At 44.6% G+C, this 17,840-nt stretch carries 12 protein-coding genes; 5 read left to right on the top strand and 7 right to left on the bottom strand.

Annotated elements, in window-relative coordinates:
• Positions 1–341 precede the first annotated feature (341 nt).
• Together L2717_RS13425 and ssb are read left to right on the top strand one after the other, a co-directional pair.
• The gene (locus L2717_RS13425; RefSeq protein ID WP_220774229.1) at positions 342–1,709 is read left to right on the top strand and encodes an MFS transporter; all 1,368 of its coding nucleotides are present in this window, start codon (positions 342–344) and stop codon (positions 1,707–1,709) included.
• A gap of 108 nt (positions 1,710–1,817) precedes the next feature.
• Positions 1,818–2,528 carry a single-stranded DNA-binding protein gene (gene ssb, locus L2717_RS13420; RefSeq protein WP_220774228.1) on the top strand — a complete coding sequence of 237 codons (711 nt, stop codon included), beginning with the start codon at positions 1,818–1,820 and terminating at the stop codon, positions 2,526–2,528.
• 171 nt (positions 2,529–2,699) lie between these two features.
• Here the strand turns inward: ssb and L2717_RS13415 are convergent, their stop codons facing one another.
• The 6 genes from L2717_RS13415 to aspA all read right to left on the bottom strand — a co-directional run bounded on the left by L2717_RS13415 (position 2,700) and on the right by aspA (position 10,594).
• Entirely contained in the window at positions 2,700–3,755 is a 1,056-nt protein-coding gene (locus L2717_RS13415; protein ID WP_220774227.1) for a porin, read from the bottom strand.
• Positions 3,756–3,981: 226 nt separating this feature from the next.
• A complete protein-coding gene (locus L2717_RS13410) occupies positions 3,982–4,707 on the bottom strand; it encodes a fumarate reductase iron-sulfur subunit (RefSeq protein ID WP_076499102.1) in 726 nt (241 codons plus the stop codon).
• Entirely contained in the window at positions 4,704–6,713 is a 2,010-nt protein-coding gene (locus tag L2717_RS13405) for a fumarate reductase flavoprotein subunit (RefSeq protein WP_220774225.1), read from the bottom strand. The genes L2717_RS13410 and L2717_RS13405 overlap by 4 nt, the downstream gene beginning before the upstream one ends.
• A gap of 157 nt (positions 6,714–6,870) precedes the next feature.
• A complete protein-coding gene (locus L2717_RS13400; protein WP_220774224.1) occupies positions 6,871–7,596 on the bottom strand; it encodes a fumarate reductase cytochrome b subunit in 726 nt (241 codons plus the stop codon).
• 137 nt (positions 7,597–7,733) lie between these two features.
• The gene (locus L2717_RS13395) at positions 7,734–9,035 is read right to left on the bottom strand and encodes an anaerobic C4-dicarboxylate transporter (RefSeq protein ID WP_220774223.1); all 1,302 of its coding nucleotides are present in this window, start codon (positions 9,033–9,035) and stop codon (positions 7,734–7,736) included.
• 116 nt (positions 9,036–9,151) lie between these two features.
• The gene (gene aspA / locus L2717_RS13390) at positions 9,152–10,594 is read right to left on the bottom strand and encodes an aspartate ammonia-lyase (protein ID WP_220774222.1); all 1,443 of its coding nucleotides are present in this window, start codon (positions 10,592–10,594) and stop codon (positions 9,152–9,154) included.
• Positions 10,595–11,154: 560 nt separating this feature from the next.
• Between aspA and ansB the strand changes: the two genes are divergently transcribed.
• Together ansB and L2717_RS13380 are read left to right on the top strand one after the other, a co-directional pair.
• The gene (gene ansB, locus L2717_RS13385; RefSeq protein ID WP_220773593.1) at positions 11,155–12,213 is read left to right on the top strand and encodes an L-asparaginase 2; all 1,059 of its coding nucleotides are present in this window, start codon (positions 11,155–11,157) and stop codon (positions 12,211–12,213) included.
• 596 nt (positions 12,214–12,809) lie between these two features.
• Positions 12,810–14,468, top strand: coding sequence for a methyl-accepting chemotaxis protein (locus tag L2717_RS13380; RefSeq protein ID WP_220773592.1), 1,659 nt, complete (start codon positions 12,810–12,812; stop codon positions 14,466–14,468).
• A gap of 143 nt (positions 14,469–14,611) precedes the next feature.
• On the opposite strand, the gene L2717_RS13375 is transcribed toward L2717_RS13380, so the two are convergent.
• Complete coding sequence (locus L2717_RS13375) at positions 14,612–16,051, bottom strand: LysM peptidoglycan-binding domain-containing protein (RefSeq protein ID WP_220773591.1); 1,440 nt, start codon at positions 16,049–16,051, stop codon at positions 14,612–14,614.
• 187 nt (positions 16,052–16,238) lie between these two features.
• Between L2717_RS13375 and L2717_RS13370 the strand changes: the two genes are divergently transcribed.
• Entirely contained in the window at positions 16,239–17,564 is a 1,326-nt protein-coding gene (locus L2717_RS13370; RefSeq protein WP_220773590.1) for a leucine-rich repeat-containing protein kinase family protein, read from the top strand.
• Positions 17,565–17,840: the final 276 nt, after the last annotated feature.

Here is a 17,840-nt window from a genome sequence, read left to right as displayed (position 1 = left end):
GCACCAATCCTAGGCTGGCAGTGGTTTTTAGTCCGCTGACTTAAGTGGCTGTGAGCGATTGAGTGGATTAATTAAGATTAATGCCGTTGTTGCGCACTGACTCACAGGACAAATGTGAACACTATGTTAGACTCACTTATCTGTGCCTGAGTATTAAATTGGGCAGAAAAATAAAGGCGTTAACCCGAGTACTGCCAGGATTACGGATAATATAGGTCTGTGATTATCGGGATAAAAGCTAACGATATCGGTAGTGGTTTAGGCCACTATTTCCTTTTGAGTAAATCCTTTTGGGTGTGGTAACATGCGCCCCTTAAAAGACTTCAATCCAGGGCAAAATCATGGGTAACAACGGACTTTCGAGTACGGAAAAAAAAGTCGCGTTTTCTTTAGCCAGTGTATTTGGTTTGCGCATGATGGGCTTGTTTATGATCATGCCCGTCTTTGCACTTTATGGTCAGCACCTCGAGGGCTTCTCGCCTCTGTGGGTGGGTATTGCTATTGGCGCCTATGGCTTAACCCAAGCCGCGCTACAAATCCCCATGGGGATTTTATCTGACAAATATGGTCGTAAGCCGATTATTTTGGCGGGCTTAGTGGTGTTTGCTATTGGTAGTTTGATTGCTGCTAATGCTGAGACGATTTATGGTGTGGTGTTTGGCCGCGCAGTGCAGGGTATGGGTGCGATTGCGGCTGCTGTATTAGCCTTGGCCGCAGATTTAACCCGCGACGAACAGCGTACTAAGGTGATGGCGATTATTGGTATGTGTATCGGCGCCTCCTTTGCGCTGTCTTTACTGGTCGGGCCGATTGTTGCGCAACATGTGGGTTTATCGGGTCTGTTTTACCTCACGGCCATCCTCGCTGTGTTGGGCATGTTGATTGTGCAGCTTTTAGTGCCGAATCCGATTAGCCATGCGCCTAAGGGCGACACGTTAGCTACGCCTGCCAGACTCAAGCGAATGTTAACTGATCCGCAGTTGTTTAGATTAGACGCGGGGATTTTTATCCTGCATTTAGTGTTAACTGCGGTATTTGTGGCTTTGCCGCTGGATCTTGTTGATGCCGGTTTAGTGAAGGAAAAACACTGGATGCTATATTTCCCTGCTTTTGTGGGGGCGTTTTTCCTGATGGTGCCGTTAATCATCATCGGCGTTAAGCGTAAAAATACCAAGGCCATGTTCCAAATCGCTCTTGTGATCATGATAGTGGCATTACTGGCGATGGCCGCATTCTCTAGCAACCTTTGGGTATTAAGCTTTGCCGTGGTGCTATTTTTTACCGGCTTTAATTACTTAGAAGCCTCTTTGCCCAGTTTGATTGCTAAATTCTGCCCCGTCGGCGAAAAAGGCTCAGCCATGGGTGTCTATTCCACTAGTCAGTTTTTAGGGGCTTTTTGTGGTGGTATGCTGGGCGGCGGCGCTTTCCAATTAGTGGGCGCGGTCGGGGTATTTATCGTTGCCGTGATCTTAATGTCTATCTGGTTATTCCTGACATTAGGTATGGAAAATCCAGTGCTGTTAAAGAGCTACACCTTAGAAGCCGAAGTCAAAGACAAGGCGCAGGCGCGGGATATGGCAGCACAGTTATCAGCGCTGATGGGCGTGGTCGAAGCGATCGTCGTGCTCGATGAGAAAGTGGCCTACTTAAAGGTTGATGAGCATTTCGATTTAAGAGAAGCACGAGCTGTGTTAGGCTCTGCTCAATAATGTCTGGTCTGCCGTGTAATATTTGGGGAAGCCGATTTTCCTCTGTGGCGACATAGATAAACAACATACTGAATTAATAGATTATTTAAAGAATCGCAGGAGATTTCAATGGCCAGTCGTGGTGTTAACAAGGTAATTTTGGTTGGCAATTTGGGACAAGATCCAGAAGTGCGTTATATGCCAAACGGTAATGCAGTCGCAAACATCACAGTAGCGACCAGCGAATCGTGGAAAGACCAACAGGGTCAACAGCAAGAGCGTACTGAATGGCATCGTGTGGTTCTGTTCGGTAAATTAGCTGAAATTACAGGTGAATACCTGCGTAAAGGTTCTCAGGTTTACCTTGAAGGTAAATTGCAAACTCGTAAGTGGAAAGACCAAAGTGGTCAAGAGCGTTACAGTACTGAAGTGGTTATCGACCAAAGTGGTAGCATGCAAATGCTAGGTAGCCGTGGTCAAGGTGGCCAAGCACAAGGCGCGCCAATGGGCGGCGGCATGCCACAAAACGCAGGTTATCAGTCTGCACCACAACAAGCGGCACCAGCGCAAAATCAATATGCTCCAGCTCCTCAAGCTGCACCAGCTTACCAAGCGCCAGCTCAGCAACAATATGCCGCGCAAGCACCTGCCCAGCAGCAAGGTTATGGTCAACCGCAGTCCCAACCACCACAGCAGGGTGGTTATGCGCCTAAGCCACAAGCTGCTCCAGCGCCAGCTTATCAAGCACCTGCAGCACCAGCACAGCGCCCAGCACCGCAACCTCAGCAAAACTTCACTCCAGATTTGGATGATGGTTGGGATGATGATATCCCGTTTTGAGGAATACATAAGTCGTAAAGACGAGATAGTCTGAAATGAATAAAGCCACGCAAGTCGTGGCTTTATTGTTTCTAGCGTTAATGCTTTGGGTCTTTCTATTGTATAAGCAGACTGAGAGCGTTAAAGCATTCGTCTAGCTTATAGATTCAACCATTTGATTTAGGTAAAAGCTTAAAACTTATAATCGAAGTTATAACGCATGCCGATCATGATTTGGTCATTGGTTTCACGGTAGTCGTAATCAGTTTTTTGATATTCGACAAAGGTTCTGAACATAGGCGTTAAATGCCATTCAAGCGTAGTGTTGTAGGCATTATAGGTTTTAGAGGTCACATCGTTGCCACCATCATCATATTGAGATACACCTAGCTTAACTTTATAGCTTTCATTGATGGCGTAGCTTGCTACGACGTCAAGTGTGGATCCATCGGCGTCATCTTTGTCTATATCTTGATAGGCTGCGGCGAGGTATAAAGAGTCAAAGCTCTTTGATAGGGTCACACCTACAGTATTTTCATCGGTGCCATCTTCTAACTCTTTGTTATAAAAAGCTGCAGCGATGTAGATAAAGTCAGTTTTGTAGCGAACACCAGCGTTGACAAAATCGCTACCATCACTGCCTTTATCGCCATCAAATTGTCCATCAGCCGAAAATAAGAAATCGCCGAATTGCTTACGATAGGTGACTAGATTATTCACTCTGAACGGGCTCGCACTGTCATAGGCGAGGGGGGTTCCTGAGCGGTTAAATATATCGACAGGATCAGAAATAATTTCTTGAGTAACGGCTTGCTTACCGATGGCGAACCGACCAAATAATCCTTCAATACCGACATACGCTAGACGTGCGTCGCCAAAATCACCGTCGTTTTTAATGTCGACTTTAAATTCGCCTTTAGCAAAGCCGGTTAGGCCATGACTGAGCTTTTGCTCTGCGGCAAAACCAATTCGTGAGCTGGCATCACCCACATCCCATACTTCGTCTGAACTTAAGTTGCTCACTCCGAATGTAGGGCGTAAAGAACCATAAAAATTAAACTGAGTGTCTGATGATGTTGGGGTCGAAGCTGTGCTCTCTTGGGTTTCTAGCGTCGCAAGTCTTTGTTGTATTTGTTGTAATTCAGCCCGTAACTCATCATTCGTCGCAGTATCATTGGCTTGAGCGGCGAATAGGGGGGCGGTAAAGCTTAGCATCATCATTGCTGCTGTTATTTTTGATAGCTTCATTTATATTTCCTTACATAACAACTACTAACGCTCTGTTAATGGTTTTGTTATCCATAAAGCAGTACTGCATAGTAGTAAGGATGCGCACGTTTGATTGTGCTGGGTTCGGGATCTTGTTGAAATGAAAGATCCCGCATGTCTTTACTGGTAAATAATTTTTGCCAGCCTAATTTTGGAAAATGCTCCCCCATCCCACCCAGTGGCGGGATCGATGAAGGCGTTCGCATTAGAGTATGGTTGCGGCCATTTTCCGGCGTAGGTAAGCAATTTGTTGCATGTGCGGCAAATCTTTGGGGCAATTATCTTGGCAGCCAAGCAATGTCATACAGCCAAATACGCCGTCTTGATTACCGATAACATGGTAAAAATCATCCGCAGTACGAGCGTCTCTGCTATCCATTTCGAAGCGAGCAATTTTCATCATGCCAACCGCACCGACAAAGGTCTCGCGCATTTGTTTGGTGGCGCAGGCAGATACACAAACCCCGCATTCAACGCAGCGTTCTAGCTCATAAATGCGTGCAGCTTCTTCGGGAGCCATTGGGTTTTCAAGACGATGCATGTCGTGATCATCGGCTTTAGGATGCAGCCATAGCTTTAATCGTTCGGCTAATTCACGCATAAATTTACCCGTGTTAACGGATAAGTCACCAATCAGCTCAAAGCCAGGTAATGGCATTAAAGTGATTTCACCATCGGGGTAATTTGCCGTTAGCGTGCGACAGGCAAGGGTTGGGAAACCATTGATGACCATGGCGCAACTGCCACAAATACCCGCGCGGCAAACAAAGTCGAATTGCAATGAGGGATCTTGTTGTTCACGCAGTTGATTAAGTGCAATAAACACTGTCATACCGGGTGTTTCAGTCAACTGATAACGTTCCATTTTCGGCTTGTCTTGGCCATCTTGTGGATCGTAACGGAAGATATTAAAGCTGATTTGACGGCTCATAATGGTTTGTTTCCTACCGGTTGAGATGGCATGGTTTTTAAAGTATCAGTGAGACGCTCATTGCGAGGTTGCAGATGGCTTGGCAACTCAAATGGCATCAATGCGTGCTGAAGCGTGTGTCTATCAGGGTTGTCGCCTAAGCTTGCGATCACTTCATTGATCTGTTGCACGCGCTTTTCCGTGTCTGGGTGAGGGATGGTGTTATCGTTACCATAGCCTCGGTATCCCGGTGGTAATTCCATTTTCATTACATCGAGTGCTTCGTAACGCAATACTGGCTCTAGTGACTCGGCGTCTGGCCAAGTTGCTAGCGTACGGTTAAGCCAATCTTTATCGTTGCGTTGTGGATAATCTTCCCGTGAATGGGCGCCGCGACTTTCTGTCCGAGCGGCAGCGCCGCAGGCAACAGTTAAGGCGACTCTTAACATACGGCTGACGCGCAGTGCTTCAACTAACTCTGGGTTTGAGTGACGTTTTTTACATTTGAGACCCAGATTCTTAGATCGTACGAGTAATGCTTTAAGCTCTTTGATGGATTTTTCTAATTCGGGTCCGTTACGGAAAATGCCGACGTAATTCATCATAATACGTTGCATTTCAATCTTGATTTCAAAAGGATTTTCTTTGCCGTCGCCATCAATAAGATGATCAATTTCTGCCTGTAATTTATCGATACATTTCTGCGTGAGGGCAGTATCGATTTCTAGGCTGTTTTGCTCACAAAAATCAGCAACATATTTACCAATAATCATGCCGCCAACGACTGTTTCAGCGACCGAGTTACCACCTAGGCGGTTAAAGCCGTGCATGTCCCAACAGGCCGCTTCGCCGACACTGAACAATCCTTTGAGCTGTGGGCTTTCGCCAGTGGCATTGGTGCGTACGCCGCCCATAGAATAATGCTGGGTAGGTCTTACTGGGATCCAATCTTTACAGGGGTCGATACCCAGAAAATACTCACAAATCTCTTTCACTTCGCGCAAGTTGGTTTCGATATGCTCGCGGCCTAACAGGGTGATATCTAGCCATAGATGCGGGCCGTAAGGGCTGTCAACGCCTTTACCTTTACGCATGTGCTCTGTCATGCGGCGCGAGACCACATCACGGGAGGCAAGTTCTTTTTTCTCTGGTTCGTAATCTGGCATAAAGCGGTGACCGTCTTTATCACGTAAAATACCGCCATCACCACGACACCCTTCAGTGGTTAAAATACCCGCTGGCACGATGGCGGTAGGGTGGAACTGCACCGCTTCCATGTTGCCTAAAGTGGCAACGCCGGTGTCGAGTGCTAATGCTTGACCAATACCTTCGCAGATAGTGGCGTTGGTGGATATTTCATAAATTTTGCCGTAACCACCGGTGGCGATTGTGGTGGATTTAGCCACATAAGCACGTAGCTCGCCGGTGATTAAGCAGCGTGCGATTACGCCATGGCAACGCTTACCGTCATGGATTAGCGACAGCGCTTCAATCCGCTCGTGTACTGGAATACCCATTGATATGGCTTGGTTATCGACCGCATACAGTAAAGAGTGGCCTGTGCCATCGGCGGTATAACAAGTACGCCATTTCTTGGTGCCGCCAAAGTCTCGGGCATTAATCAGGCCGTGAGCTTCTTCAGCTTCATTGAGGGTGACTTTTTGCGCGTTCATGATGACTTCACGCGGGCCGGCAGAAATCCTGGACCAAGGCACGCCCCAGTTGGTGAGTTCGCGAATCGCTTTAGGCGCGCAGTGTGTAAACATGCGCGCTACATCTTGGTCGCAGCCCCAGTCGGAGCCTTTTACTGTGTCTTGGAAATGCACATCTTCGTTGTCGCCCATGCCTTTAACTGTGTTACCAAGGCTGGCTTGCATACCGCCTTGTGCAGCAGCTGAATGTGAACGTTTTGCGGGAATTAACGATAGCACTAAGGTATCGAGTCCGCGTTCTTTGGTGGCAATGGCGACTCTAAGGCCCGCGAGTCCGGCGCCAATCACTAATGAGTCAGTATAAATAAGTTTCAAATGAGCTCCTTATCTAATTATCTAGATAACATTCATAGATTTATCATTGCGCTCCTCGGTATAGATGCGCTGCAACTATGTATCGAGGAGGATCCGTATATTGTTTGTGTTGCTCTACAGGCTAGGTGCGCCGATAGCGCTAGCTTGTCTGTTGTTATTAATTGGGAATAAACGGTTGCACCGGCAATACTAATTCCATACCAATATTGATATAGGTCACTAGGCTTAATGTGCCTAAGCATAATAAATAGACGATCAATACATGGGCGATGGTGCGGATAAGTGGGCGGTTACTGCTCACACCCCATTTTAAGATCACTCGATATAAGCCAACGATGCCGTGGAATAAAACGATTGGTAGAAACACCACGTATAAGAGCCAAGCGTTATCGTGGTAAACCCGTTCAGCCGAAAGGTGAGGGCCAATCTCTGGGTTTAAAATCATGGTTGCAAGGTGGGCTGACACTAAGAAAAAGAGTAAAAACCCAGTAATCATCTGCCAGAACCATAATTGGGTATCTTTATGTTTGATACTCGACATGAAGCCACGCATTGCGCGCCATTGGCCCAGTTGTGTGGGAAAGCGGCGTAATGCTGTGGCGGCATGTACCGCAACAATCACGAGCATAATCACTGAAATGATCTTGGTTACAATCGGGAAGCCATGATCAGTCGAGCTAAACATGCTGCCTTCTAAGAATTGCACCATGTGAAAGAAGGTTTCTTTCCCTAATAAAATGCTCGCCTCAAAATGCATATGAAATAAAAGAAAAATACCCAATATAAGCCCAGTCACACTTTGTAAGCAGTCTGCTTTAGCCGACCAAGCTTGCCCATACGGCCCACCATTAATGGCGGTAGGAACACGCGTTTTCGCTGACATTAATTCACTCCTTACTAGGTTTGTCATAGTGTGGATGCGTCTGCACTACACCAAACTACCCCTTGAAATACAGATTAAAATAAGAGGGCTAAGCCATTTATTAGCATCACCCTCGGATAACGTTAGGGAATATGGCGCTATAACATCATGCCGCCAAATAGGAACGCTAATGCCACACTGGTAGCAATCGTCACGACGCCCGGAATAAGGAAAGGATGGTTAAATACCGCCTTACCAATTCGAGTTGAGCCGGTATCATCCATCTCAACCGCGGCGAGTAACGTAGGGTAAGTCGGCAATACGAACAAGGCACTTACTGCGGCAAAAGAGGCCACTGCAGTTAAAGGACTCACGCCAATCGCTAATGCTGCAGGCATCAGTGCTTTAGTCGTCGCGCCCTGTGAATAGAGCAACATAGAAGCAAAGAACAGGGTGACCGATAATAACCAAGGCTGACTTTGCAGTAAGTTACCAGCAAGGTCTTTGATTTCATTAATATGATTAGAAACAAAAGTATCACCCAACCAAGCCACACCTAATACACAAACACAGGCGGACATACCTGATTTAAAGGTGCCGGCATTGGAGATTTCGCTTGCGTCTAATTTACAAAAAATGGTGATAGCCGCAGCAGCTGTCAGCATCAACACCATAATGGCGGCATCGCGTGGTAGAACTGGGTTAACAATTAATCCTACTTTGTCAGAAATTGCAGTGGCATAAACCATCACAGCCGCAATCGCCATAAGGAAAATCATTACTGAACGCTTGGCACCTGGTTTAATGGTGATCTGGGTTGTACCGCGCTTTTTAACTAAACCCTTAGCCAAGCGATCTTGATAGATTGGATCGTCAGCAAGCTCTTTGCCCATTAAATTAGCGACAACAGCCCCAACCATACAGGCAAGAAAAGTTGATGGAATACATACGGCTAACAGCACTAAGTAATCGACACCAAAGGGATCTAAGATGCCAGAGAAGAACACTACCGCTGCTGAAATGGGTGAGGCAGTAATAGCGACCTGTGAGGCGACTACGGCGATAGATAAAGGACGAGAAGGACGAATACCTTGTTCTTTTGCGACTTCGGCAATAACAGGTAAGGTGGAGAATGCGGTGTGGCCAGTACCCGCAAAGAGTGTCATGAAGTAAGTCACAACGGGGGCCAAAAAGGTGATTTGTTTTGGATGTTTACGTAATAATTTTTCAGCCAGTGACACTAAGTAATCCATCCCACCCGACACTTGCATAGCTGCAATGGCGGTGATTACTGACATAATGATGAGGATCACATCAATGGGGATATTACCCGGTTTGAGTCCTAGTCCTGCGGTCAGTATCAATACTCCAACACCACCCGCAAAGCCGACACCCATGCTACCCATCCTAGCACCTAGATAAATCGCCCCGAGCACAATTGCTATCTCTAATATAATCATAGTGTTAACTCTTTTTTGTTTTTAATTGCCATAGCCTAGTTCAGTGTCAATTGTGCATAGGCTTATTGTTGAATTATTGAGTTTGGGCTGGGGAGTCTTCCCCCAGCCCCACCTAGTTACACTTTGTTTTTGCTGGTATTTTTCTTCGGCTGATATTTAGGATGCATCAGGTTTTCAACTGAGAGGATGTCATCCAGTTCTTCAACTGTTAACAAGCCGCGCTCAAGTACCACTTCACGGACATTTTTACCCGTTTGGGCGCAAATCTTGCCGATGATGTCACCTTCATGGTGGCCGATGTACGGGTTAAGGTAGGTCACGATACCGATAGAATTGAGCACATGATTCATACAGATTTCTGGGTTGGCGGTGATGCCTTCAACGCATTTTTCGCGCAGGGCGATACAGGCATTACCCATTAAACTGAGTGACTCAAACATTGCTTGGCCAATCACAGGCTCCATCACGTTTAGCTGTAACTGACCCGCTTCGGCGGCCATAGTAATCGTGATGTCGTTGCCGACAATCTTGAAGGCAACCTGATTCACCACCTCTGGGATCACAGGGTTAACCTTGGCAGGCATGATGGATGAACCCGCTTGCAGTTCAGGAAGATTAATTTCTTTAAGGCCCGTGCGTGGACCTGATGACAGTAGGCGTAGGTCGTTACAAATTTTGGACATTTTAATCGCCATACGTTTAATCGCACTGTGCAACATAACGTAGGCACCGCAATCTGACGTGGCCTCGATTAAATCTTCAGCCGGTACATAAGCACGGCCAGTAATTTCTGCCAGACGTTTAATGGCCAGTGAGGAATATCCCTCTGGCGTATTAAGACCCGTACCAATGGCAGTAGCACCTAAGTTCACTTCTAACAATAATTCTTGGCAACGCGTGATAGATTTAATTTCTTCTCGTAACGTGACCGCAAAGGCATGAAACTCTTGGCCTAATGTCATAGGCACTGCATCTTGTAGCTGGGTACGGCCCATCTTTAAGATCGTTTTAAACTCTGTGGCTTTAGTTTCGAAAGCAGCGATAAGGTCAGTTAATGTATCTAGCAGGATATCGGTGCTGTTGATGACCGCAATACGGAAACCCGTTGGATAGGCGTCGTTGGTCGATTGACACTTGTTGACGTGATCATTTGGGTTGATGACATCGTAACGGCCTTTTTCTAGACCCATGATCTCCAGTGCAACGTTGGCTAATACCTCGTTGGTATTCATGTTGACTGAAGTGCCAGCTCCGCCTTGATAGACATCGACCGGAAATTGATCAACAAATCGGCCCGTTGTCAGTATCAGATCGCACGCTTCAATTATTTTGTCAGCGATCTCAGGACTTATTGCGCCTAATTCGCTATTTGCCATGGCAGCCGCTTTTTTAGTTAGCATCATGCCACGAACTAATTCAGGTACATCGGAAATTTTTTGATTACTCAGCTTAAAGTTTTCGATGGCACGTAATGTATGTATGCCGTAATAAAATTCATTGGAAACTTCTTTAGTACCCAATAGATCTTCTTCGATCCGTACGCTATTAGTATCTTTCATTTCGATCCTATCCAATCCAGTTAATAGTAAGATATATCTTCGAGTATTAATTTTTAGATGTGTATATCAGTATGCTCAACACATTAAAAATAATACCGAAAACATGAAGGAGAATCGTCTCCTTGACTATCGATACAAATCTTAACCCTTTAAGCGCAGGATAATTAGGATAGAGATCACTTAACTCGTTGAAATAGGTTATTTGTTTTGTTTGTTAGAGAGGCATCTCAATTCGATGACAGAGTGTGACTCGTTACTTTTTGATACAATCCGGATAAAAAAATGTTACTTTGTTAACAATCTAAAGGTGTATATATTAAGACGTATTAGATGCTAAATTAATTATGCTGAATTTAAGTTATTATGAGCGCGTATAACCATGCCGTCTTATTATTAATCTTAATTAAACTTATTTAAATGAGTGGATGACGTTCTGTTTAAAATAATTAAATTTATTAATACCATCTTGTATTGTTTATTATTAGTGAGGGTTGTCACTGTAAGGTATAAATAATGGTGCACACTATGGCTGAGTTTACTATTAATAAAAGGATATAAGCATGAATGTTTCGATGCGTAAGATTTTACTTTCCATCAGCTTAGGGTTATTTCTCTCATCTGCGGCGCAGGCACTGCCACAGGTACGTATTATTGCCACAGGAGGCACTATTGCGGGAGTAGGCCAATCGGCGACAGGATCTAATTATCAGGCGGGAGAAGTGGGTGTTAATAGTTTAATTGTAGCCGTACCTGAAATAAAGCAACTTGCGGATATTCAAGGTGAACAGCTGGTTAAAATCGGTTCACAGGACATGAACGATAAAGTGTGGCTTGCGCTTGCTAAGCGGATCAATATTTTACTGGCTGACAAAGATGTTGATGGCATAGTCATTACCCACGGCACCGATACTTTAGAAGAAACGGCTTATTTTTTAAATCTCACCGTGAAAAGTGACAAGCCCGTAGTGCTGGTTGGCGCAATGCGTCCATCAACTGCTATGAGTGCCGATGGTCCGATGAATTTGTATAATGCCGTTGCGACTGCTGCTAACCTAGAATCGAAAGGTCGAGGTGTACTAGTGGTGATGAACGATATGGTGCTTAACGCTCGCGACGTCACTAAGACCAATACCACAGGAGTACACACCTTTGCTGCGCCTAACTTTGGTCCGCTTGGCGTTATCCATAATAGCAAGATTGAATACATGGGCAAAACTGAGCGCCAACATACAACTCAAACGCCTTTTGATGTTAGTAAACTTGATAAATTACCACAGGTTGGCATCGTTTATAACTATGCTAACGCCAGTGATTTACCTGCCATAGCCATGGTTGAAGCAGGTTTTGACGGTATTGTCAGTGCGGGTGTGGGTAACGGAAATATGTACCAATCAATATTTGATACGTTAGCAAAGGCGAGTCAAAAAGGTGTGTTAGTAGTGCGTTCTAGCCGAGTACCCACAGGAGCCACCACGCTGGATGCTGAGATAGATGATATTAAATATGGTTTTGTGGCATCGGGTAATCTTAATCCGCAAAAATCTAGAATTTTATTGATGTTGTCTTTAACGCAAAGCAAAGATCCACAGCAGATCCAACGTTGGTTTCAGCAGTTTTAAATAATAATTAATTTTCAATGGTTTATGTTAGTTATTTGGCCGTGAGAATAAAAGCTCCTCAAGAAGTTGAGGAGCTTTTATTCGTTAACTCGGGATAAACTCTGAGGTTCTACAGGTTATTTTTCCCTTTATCTGCGTTAACTTTGCTACTAATAGCCCACTATTAGTTAGTGGTCGCAAACTTGTTTTGATAACGCAAAACTACCTCTGTAGAGTTAATTTTGTGGATAAGGTAATAAAGTTAATCAGTTACCACCGCCACTATCGCCAGTTCAGCTTAGTTAACCGTGTTGCATGCAAGGATTTTACTTTTTAAAAATCTAGATAAATAGATTGCGCTATACTGCAGTTTGATTATTTTCATTACAATATTACCGTTTTCTTTTTTGATAACTAAAATAAAATAAAACCGTATTTATCACTAGGTCGCTAATGCACGTTGGTGGATGTAAGTCATTGTTTGTAAAATGTTTTAGTGTTTTTCATAAAAAATAACACATTTATGTGATGGCTAATTGTTAACTTAAATAAACATGATTTATCCTAAACGGACATTACATGTACTCAATCACAGATAGATTTAATAGGATAATAAAATGGAATGGCTGGCTTCACTAAGTATTAAACGTAAGTTATTTGCCGTGATGTTGGTGTTGGGGTTAACTGGGTGTGCAATTTTATCCGAAGTGTTTTTTAGTACGATACGCGTTGAGCAACGGTTTAATGAATATGATCAGGCCGCAGTTAACAGCCAAAAATATTTATTATCAATTAGCCGTGATATGAACTATGTATCGCGTCTTTCTCGTAGCATCATGTTAGGAGATGATTTTAATAAAAATTTCGCATTACTCGAGACAAATATTGAAGAGATTTATCGCCATTTCGAAAACTTAGACGCCTCCATTGGCTTTATTGTGAAAGAATCGGATAAAAAAATCCTCAACCGACTTGCTGCTAACTCTACACAAGCCACCAAAGCCTTTTTAGAAGATGGGCGAGTGCGAATGTTAGAGCTTAAATCTGTTGAACGTACTCCTGAAACGTTGCAGATTGCATGGCGAGAATATAGCGAAGGAGCTAGCCCTTTTGCCAATGAGGCCAGGCGTACATTTAAAGAATTAACCGATGCGGAAGAGATACTGCGTTTACGGGTTCAGTCCGAGGCTATGAGCACTTTGGTATCTATGCGCTTGCAGTTATTGGGTCTCATACTAGGCTCATTTACTTTGGCGGGGATGATATTGTTCTTTGTCTCGCGAACTATTTTACGCTCTGTTAATCGTATGCATAGTTCCATCACGTCAATTGAAGCGAACTCAGATTTGACCCGTCGGATTGAAATCACTTCTCAAGATGAGTTTGGACAATTATCTCGTTCATTTAATGTGATGCTAGATAAATTTCACGTTAGCTTGCAAGGTGTTAATGAAACTTCAACTTCCTTGGCTGAGTCCTCCCAAGGCATGGCGACGATAACGGCCGACACCGCAAGGTTAGTGCAAACTCAGCGTAATGAGTTGGAGATGGTCGCAACTGCCATGAACGAAATGACTGCGACTGTGGCTGAAGTTGCGAAAAATGCGAGTGACGCGGCCGATGCGGCTATGCAGACCGATGTGAAATCAAAGGCTGGGCTTAACGTTGTGAGTAATACAATACAAGCGATTGAAAGCTTAGCAGCGGGTATTGAGCACGCATCACAGGTGGTTAAAAATTTAGAGCAAGATAGCAATCAAATTGGCACCATTTTGGATGTAATTAAAGGCATCGCTCAACAAACTAATTTATTAGCACTTAACGCGGCTATTGAAGCTGCGCGAGCAGGAGAACAGGGCCGTGGTTTCGCTGTGGTTGCCGATGAGGTGAGAACCTTAGCAAGTCGAACGCAGGAATCTACCGAAGAAATCCAAGTAATGATTGAGAGGTTACAAGGGGGAGCTAAACTGGCTACAAATGCCATGCAGGATAGCCGCCAGTATGTTGATGATAGCGTTAATCATACACGTAGCACTGGGGAAGTACTGCAGAGTATCGCCACCGCCATTGCTACGATTACGGATATGAATAGCCAGATAGCTACCGCAGCGGAAGAACAAAATGCGGTATCGGAAGAGATTAACACTAATATCGTTAATATCAGCAATGCGGCAGAACAGACCGCTGAGGGCGCAAACACTAGCTCGCAGCAGAGTGAAAACTTGGCCAACATGGCTAAACGTTTATCAGTGTTGGTTCAAGAGTTTAGGATTTAATCATCTCGCGCTTATTATTCGCCTAATGCGAGCTCGACATTAAGTGCTTTTATATTTGAAATAAAAAAATGCCGTTCACTTAAGTGAGCGGCATTTTAGTATCTCTAGCTGGCGGTTTTATTTTTGATAACTGCTACTTAAGTTTATTCTGTGACTTTTAACTCTTGGCCAGGCTTAATGATGCTCTTGGCATTAAGCTGGTTCCACTTCATTAAATCTGCCAGTTTAACCTTATTTTTACGGGCAATTTTATCCAAGGAATCGCCGGATTTTACCTTGTAGGTTGTCGCTTTTGCCGCAGTTTTATCGGCTGGCTTGGTGGGGGTTTTAGCCTTGGTTGATGATTTGCTGCTGACTTTTGTATCGACCTTGGCCTTATTGCTGCTAACTTTAACCGCTTCAGGTTGATTATCATTTGTCGCCATCGGCGTTAATAGCGTGAGCTCTTGACCAATTTTGAGGCGGTCAGAGGTCAGATTATTCGCTTGTTTTAATGCTTTTACTGACATACCAAATTTAGCTGCAATAGAGCCTAGGCTATCGCCAGATTTGACTGTGTAGCTTTGGCTGTCATAGCGTTTTTGAGCGTAGAGTTTATCTTGATTCTCTTGATACAGTCCTATGTTTTCCAGAGGTAGAGCGATTTGGTATTTACCTTTACTGGGGATCACTCCCTGGCGAAAGCCTGGGTTATAGGTTTTAAATTTTGCTTTGCTCAGGCCTGCGGCATCCGCTATCTGGCCGATATCTACCCCATTAGGAGCAGGAATTCTATCCAAGACAGGGCGATTATCAATCGCTGGTATTTTTAGGCCGTAATGATTTGGGGCGCGAATAATTTGAATAAATGCCAACCACTTAGGCACTGTTTGTACGCGTTTAGCTGGAATGCCTAGTGACCAAAAATCTGTAGGTTTGCCCTTGGCTTTATTTTTGTCTATGGCGGCTTTAATTACCAGTTCGCCGGTGTTGTAGGCGGCAACTGCGTTAATCCAGTCATTATCTAGGGTGTCGTATAAGTGCTGTAAATAGTCGAGCACAGCATCAGTAGATGCGAGTGCATCTTTGCGGCCGTCGTAAGCTGAATTAATGGTTAAGCCAAAATTACGCCCAGTGGCGGGGATCATTTGCCACAGTCCAGCTGGGCCGTTGGCTTGAGCTAGAGGATTGTAACCACTCTCAACTATGGGTAATAACGCCAATTCTAATGGCATGTTGCGCGCTTCGAGTTGACTCACAATATAATATAAAAAAGGTTCGGCGCGTTCACCCACTTGATTCATAAATCTTTGTTTGTCATCGAAAAAGTTACGCTGCTTGCGTACTTCTGCATCGTCATGGACGTCAATCGTATTAGCATGTTGAATTTTTGCCCACACATTGATGTATTGCTCAACGACTGGCGCAGCCTTGGCCTCGTGGGGTATTGCGTTGCTCAGCTCTGGCTGAACATTGTCAGGTGGGGTATTGAATTCTGTTACTGATGGGCTTGCTGATGTTGCTGCGCAACCCGTTAATAGGGCCATCAGCATGGTTAGCATGAGCGCTGTGAAAGAGTGCGTTTGGCGAAATGGTGTCCGCATAATAGTCCTGTAATTGAGTAGCCTAGCATTCCATATTGAGGCACATGCTAATCTGTTTTCACGTTTCTGGATAGATCCACACGGTTTTGATGCCAACCCAAGAGCCGTTTGGGTACTGATATTTCGTTTAGATTTACCAGTGAATACGCTACCATAGCCGTGTTTTTTCATTGATTTGGGTAATACAGTGCAGACGTTAGCGCAATTAAGGGCAGGGCAGTTACAGGGGATTATCCGTTTACAATTGGCAGAGAACTTAACCGAGTTTCCTCGGGAGATTTTTGACTTAGCCGATACGCTTGAAATTCTCGATTTGTCGAATAACCAACTGAGTACATTACCCGACGATTTACACCGTTTATCGCGTTTAAAAATCATTTTCGCTTCTAATAATCGCTTTGAACATTTGCCCGAGGCATTGGGGCGCTGTGCAAATTTAGAGATGATTGGCTTTAAGGCGAATCAAATCACCACAGTTGCAGCAACAGCATTACCCTTACAAACTCGTTGGTTGATTTTAACGGATAACCAGATTGACACGCTGCCTGCGGCTATGGGGGATTTGCATCGTTTACAAAAGCTAGCCTTAGCGGGCAACCGATTAACGACTCTGCCGGAGTCGATGGAAAATTGCCGTAACTTAGAGTTAGTGCGCTTATCTGCTAATCAACTGCAAGCACTGCCCACTTGGTTACTCAGTCTGCCTAAGCTCACTTGGCTCGCCTTTGCGGGTAATCCGTTTAGCCATACATTGGTAGACCCCCATAGCGATGTGACGACCGTGGCTAATGTGACGTTGGCTGATATTAAGTTAGCAGAACAGCTTGGTGAAGGTGCGTCAGGGGTGATTTATCGCGGTGATTGGTTAAATCAGGCCATGATAACCGCAACCGGTACGGCACAAATTGCAGTCAAACTTTTTAAGGGCGAAGTGACTAGCGATGGTTATCCTGCAGATGAACTTGATTGCTGCCTTACAACGGGCGATCACCCAAGTTTGATTAAGGTTGTGGCGCACATTAGCCAAAAAGACCAGTTAGGCTTAGTTATGGAGCTCATTCCGCCTGGATTTAGTAACTTAGGTTTACCTCCCAGCCTGCTGACCTGTACCCGCGATACCTTTAAAGTCGGCACTCAATTTAGCGTGGATGACGTTGTAAAAGTCGCCTATCAATTAACAGATGCAATGGCGCACATGCACGCCAAACAGGTGAGCCACGGCGATGTGTATGCCCATAACATTATGGTTAATCGGCAGATGCAGTTGTTATTTGGTGATTTTGGTGCGGCGTCGAACTTAGGTAATCTATCGGCAGCAGCGCGTTTAGTGATACAGGCCATTGAGGTACGTGCGCTAGGCTGCTTGATTGAGGATCTCTTGGCCTATGTAGATACGCAAATATGCCCTGATAAGTATGCCAAGCTCGGTGCGATTAAAACCCAGTGTATGTTAGAAGATGCTCACCAACGTCCCAGTTTTATTGCAATTAAACATCAACTTGAAAACTGTTGATTAATTGCACAATGCTGTCAATTTACATTTGTTGGTATTTTGTTGTGTTTATTTTTCCTGCGTGTGATTTAAGTTTTAGATGTTACTTATATGGTTAACTTATTGTTTTATTTGAATGTGTGATGGCATTTTTACTGGCGCTCACTCGGATTATGCCTATAGGCTGTATACCCAAATAATCTCAAAATGCTGAAATAGCCACTTTAGGTGATTTGGGTAAATCTTGGGTTCAATCCGGTGAGCTGCTGTCGGATAGGATGTCCGTTGAATAGTCAA

Source organism: Shewanella glacialipiscicola (genome assembly GCF_023283485.1).
In the GTDB taxonomy this organism is placed as follows: Bacteria; Pseudomonadota; Gammaproteobacteria; order Enterobacterales; family Shewanellaceae; genus Shewanella; species Shewanella glacialipiscicola.
Note: the sequence above shows the minus strand (reverse complement) of the source record. Positions and strands in the feature narration are given on the sequence as shown.

What these genes read in the sequence shown, in the direction of transcription:
- L2717_RS13425 (WP_220774229.1), top strand. Translation starts at nt 342, where the DNA reads ATGGGTAACAACGGACTTTCGAGTACGGAAAAAAAAGTCGCGTTTTCT.
- ssb (WP_220774228.1), top strand. Translation starts at nt 1,818, where the DNA reads ATGGCCAGTCGTGGTGTTAACAAGGTAATTTTGGTTGGCAATTTGGGA.
- L2717_RS13415 (WP_220774227.1), bottom strand. Translation starts at nt 3,755, where the DNA reads ATGAAGCTATCAAAAATAACAGCAGCAATGATGATGCTAAGCTTTACC.
- L2717_RS13410 (WP_076499102.1), bottom strand. Translation starts at nt 4,707, where the DNA reads ATGAGCCGTCAAATCAGCTTTAATATCTTCCGTTACGATCCACAAGAT.
- L2717_RS13400 (WP_220774224.1), bottom strand. Translation starts at nt 7,596, where the DNA reads ATGTCAGCGAAAACGCGTGTTCCTACCGCCATTAATGGTGGGCCGTAT.
- L2717_RS13395 (WP_220774223.1), bottom strand. Translation starts at nt 9,035, where the DNA reads ATGATTATATTAGAGATAGCAATTGTGCTCGGGGCGATTTATCTAGGT.
- aspA (WP_220774222.1), bottom strand. Translation starts at nt 10,594, where the DNA reads ATGAAAGATACTAATAGCGTACGGATCGAAGAAGATCTATTGGGTACT.
- ansB (WP_220773593.1), top strand. Translation starts at nt 11,155, where the DNA reads ATGAATGTTTCGATGCGTAAGATTTTACTTTCCATCAGCTTAGGGTTA.
- L2717_RS13380 (WP_220773592.1), top strand. Translation starts at nt 12,810, where the DNA reads ATGGAATGGCTGGCTTCACTAAGTATTAAACGTAAGTTATTTGCCGTG.
- L2717_RS13375 (WP_220773591.1), bottom strand. Translation starts at nt 16,051, where the DNA reads ATGCGGACACCATTTCGCCAAACGCACTCTTTCACAGCGCTCATGCTA.